2 protein-coding genes are annotated in these 2,655 nt (G+C 62.4%); both read right to left on the bottom strand.

Features of this window, described 5'->3' with window-relative positions:
• Positions 1-142: 142 nt before the first annotated feature.
• Positions 143-985, bottom strand: a complete 843-nt coding sequence (gene istB / locus GV035_RS26645) for an IS21-like element helper ATPase IstB (RefSeq protein ID WP_159838731.1) — start codon at positions 983-985, stop codon at positions 143-145.
• Positions 982-2,475, bottom strand: coding sequence for an IS21 family transposase (gene istA, locus GV035_RS26640; protein WP_159838729.1), 1,494 nt, complete (start codon positions 2,473-2,475; stop codon positions 982-984). The genes istB and istA overlap by 4 nt, the downstream gene beginning before the upstream one ends.
• Between the last annotated feature and the right edge of the window lie 180 nt (positions 2,476-2,655).

The raw sequence follows: 2,655 nt of genomic DNA, 5'->3' as shown, positions 1-2,655 counted from the left end.
TAGAGAGCGTCAAGCAGCGCGGCCGGTCAGCGACAACTATTTTGGCCGGTCAACGGGGTAGTTGTCGTTGGGTATCAGGTCATATTTAGCGTGCTCCTCCTTCGTAGTTGTCGTTGCGTGATGGTGTAGTTGACGCTCACCGCTACTGCGTAACGTTGCCGTCGTCAGGCGACTGGCCACTAAACGGGTTGGCAGGGTTGTCGTCGTGTAATTGACGCCGCCGCGCGTTCTGTTTATCGCCGGCCTGGCGGCGGCGGTAGCTTGGAACGTTGAGCTCGAAGATCGTCGAGTGATGCACAAGACGGTCGATAGCGGCGACCGTCATGCCGGGGTCAGGGAACACGTCATTCCAGCCCGAGAACGGCTGATTGGCCGTTATTAGAAGACTTTTACGCTCGTACCTCTCGGCAATCAGTTCGAACAGCACGCTGGTCTCGGCTTGGTCCTTGCGAGCGTACGACAGGTCATCGAGGGCGATGAGGTCGAAGCGGTCGAGCTTGGCCAGTGCTGAAGGCAACTGCAAGCTCTGGCGTGCTGCCTGCAGCTTCTGGACGAGTTCGCTGGTGCGCGTGAACAGCACGCGGTATCCGGCATCGATCAGGGCGTGCCCGATGGCCGAACCTAGATGGCTTTTTCCGACCCCCGGTGGCCCGAACAGAAGGACCGTAGCGCCTTTTTCCAGCCATGACTCGCCGGTGGCCAGCGCCGTGACATGGGCCTTCGAGACCATTGGCACGGCGCTGAAGTCGAAGGTGGCGAGCGTCTTGGTCGGGTCCAGATGCGATTCGGTACGATGCCGCTCGATGCGTCGTTTGGCGCGCTCAGCCAGCTCGTGCTCAAGCAGCGCGCCAAGTAGTCGCGTGGCCTGCCAGCCTTCCTTGTCCGAGCGCTCGGCGAACTCGGGCCACAACCTGCCGATCGTTGGCAAGCGCAGCTCGTTGAGCATCAGGGCCAGGCGGCCACCATCATGGGCGGGCGCGTTCATGCTGCCACCTCCTCGAGCAGTTCGTCATAGACGGCGACGGGCGGCATCTGAACCTCCACTTCCGGGCACGAGGCCTCACGGGGTGCGTACCGCTCACGCAGCGCCTTGAGATCGGGCAGCTTGCCGGCTTCCAGCAACACCTCAAGCTCTCCGGCCAGTACCGCCTCCACGCCGTGAAGGCCTGCGAGTTCAAGCAGGCCAACCATCGTCTTGCATGCTTCGCGTTGCGACAGGCGGGCATCGAGTTGTTCCCACGTCCGGCGGTACGCCTCACGCGGGAACAGTGCGTCACGAAACGCGAGCCCCTTGAATGCCTGCGGTTTGCGCTTCAGGGAGCCAATGAAGTGGCGGTAATCAAGCGCGTGACGGTTGTCGTTTGCACGGGAACCCCGTGCGGTGCTGTGCACCAGCACGCCGGACAGGTAACAGTCGAGCCGGTCGCCGTAGACGCGCACCTTCAGCCGGTGACCAATCAGGCGCGACGGCGCACTGTAGAGGATGCCGCGCACCGTGAACGTGCTGCAGCGGGTCACAGGCGCTTCTTCCTCGACGAAGTCGGTGGTACGGTACTCCGGCAGATCCTGAAGCTGCTGGCGCTCGATACGGAACGTGGCGGCGTTGCGCCGGTTTCGACGCATCACCTGCTCGCGGATGAATTCATCGTAGGCAGCACGATCAGCGAAATCGCGATGGCCACGCAGCATCAAGGCCTGACCGACGGCGTCCTTCAGATAGCGGTGCGAGGATTCGACACTCCCGTTCTCGTGACCCAGACCGCGATTGTTGCGCGTGCCCTGCATGTCGTAATGCTCGAGCAGCGCCTTGTAACGGGTCGTGAAGTCTTCCTTCTCGCTCAGGTTCTTGAAGGCGGCTGACAGGCTGTCGGTGCGATGCTCACGCGGGCAACCTCCCGCCTGCCATAGAGCGTTCTGTAACCCGTTGGCGAGAGCTTCAAAGCTCTCGCCACCCTCAACCACGCAGGCATATTCCCAGCGCGAGAATGCCAGCACGAAGTGATATAGCCGGTGCTCGAACGGAGCGCCGCCAATCGTCACGCACAGCTTGCTCATATCGGTGAAGTCAGACAGCCCGCGCACGCCGGGTTGATGCTCCTGAGGGAAGAAGATCTCCTGGCTGGGACCTTCGAGCGCCCGCCATTGAGAAATGCGTCGTTCCAGCGTGCGACGCATGCTGTCGGAATAGCAGCCCGGGTGATCATCCTGCAGCTTGCGCAGGATCGTGATGCCCATCAGATGGGGAGCGTTGCGCAGTAAGGGCACGACTTCGCTGTCCCAGACATCGGCGAACGGATCGGGACGGGTGCGCCAGGAGCGCCGGGGCTTCTGGGACGGCAACGTCGCGTCACGCTCGATGCGGCGTGCGCTGCGCACGCTTATTCCTGCCTTGGCGGCCGCAACTTCCTGCGAATGGTGTTTGCGCTTGTTCATGTAGAGGCGAACCTGTTGGTCGGTGATGCGGGTTCCAGACATGTACTGACCGCTTCTTCTTTAAGAATCGATCAGCCATCCTATTGCCCCGCCGACGCGGCGCCGCCGGTGGTTCGTCGTCTCCGGCGGCTACGCCGCCTCCGGCGGCTACGCCGCCTCCGACTCCTCACCACCGGCCAAAACAAACGTCAACGACCGGCCAAGCTAATTGTCGCCGCCCAG

The sequence above is a fragment of the Burkholderia sp. 8Y genome, assembly GCF_902506145.1.
Taxonomy (GTDB): Bacteria; Pseudomonadota; Gammaproteobacteria; order Burkholderiales; family Burkholderiaceae; genus Caballeronia.
This window is presented reverse-complemented; position numbering and strand designations above follow the sequence as displayed.

Excerpts from the sequence above, each read along its gene's own strand:
- istB (WP_159838731.1), bottom strand. The coding sequence starts at position 985 with ATGAACGCGCCCGCCCATGATGGTGGCCGCCTGGCCCTGATGCTCAAC.
- istA (WP_159838729.1), bottom strand. The coding sequence starts at position 2,475 with ATGTCTGGAACCCGCATCACCGACCAACAGGTTCGCCTCTACATGAAC.